Here is a 780-nt window from a genome sequence, read left to right as displayed (position 1 = left end):
TCCTCTTTGCCGCCACATCGGATGGGTGTTTTACCCGAGCGTGCAGGTGGTCTCTGGCACCCGCCCGCCCCTTATATCATCTCCCGGTATGGTGCCCCGGGGGTGTTATAAGTAATGTTTAGTGGTTGTCGGTAGTATTGTCGACATCAACAAGCACACCAACAATAGTGCTAGTCTTATATTCAGACACATCGTCATCATTCTGGCAAGTGCCCTTCACAATCTTGATGGAATACTTGCACTCTTCATCGGTCATGTTCTTGACCCAACCATCAATCTTCGTTGCCAGCTCATTTGCAATCCATTCATCGGTCATCTTGCCGCCAACAACATACATACCAACAAAGGTCTCATTAGCCTTGGTTACTCCAGAAAAATCCCAGCTATTCATCGTAGACCAAGTATAGTCCGACGTAGGCAGATATTTAACAGCATTGGCATAAAGCTCATTGTAAGTGCCATTATTCACAATCTCAACAGTCATACCAACCTGATAAGAGTTGACAATGCTATTATCGCAAACATATGCAACAGCCTTATCCAAATTCTCATCATCGTTCACAGTCAGGATGCTCCGAGCATACTCAGAGGTTTTGGCCAGAACAGTCTGGGTAAAGTTGCTAGCAGTATTGGTATTTTCGCTGGAAGAACCGCTGTTGCTGTTGCCGCCATCCTTGCAGCCAGCCAGCATGCTGACGGCCATGATGCCGGCCAGCGCCAGAGAAGCAATCTTCTTGAGTTTCATAATGAATTTTTCCTCCTTATGGTGTATAAAAGATA

General features: G+C 46.0%; 1 protein-coding gene. It reads right to left on the bottom strand.

The window, feature by feature from the left end; all coding sequences use genetic code 11:
• Positions 1–118: 118 nt before the first annotated feature.
• The gene (locus B5E66_RS12685; protein WP_143407011.1) at positions 119–745 is read right to left on the bottom strand and encodes a hypothetical protein; all 627 of its coding nucleotides are present in this window, start codon (positions 743–745) and stop codon (positions 119–121) included.
• Positions 746–780 lie beyond the last annotated feature (35 nt).

Source organism: Faecalibacterium sp. An121, from assembly GCF_002160915.1.
Lineage (GTDB): Bacteria > Bacillota > Clostridia > Oscillospirales > Ruminococcaceae > Faecalibacterium > Faecalibacterium avium.
The sequence above is the reverse complement of the archived record's forward strand: the minus strand, read 5'-3'. Positions and strand labels throughout refer to the sequence as shown.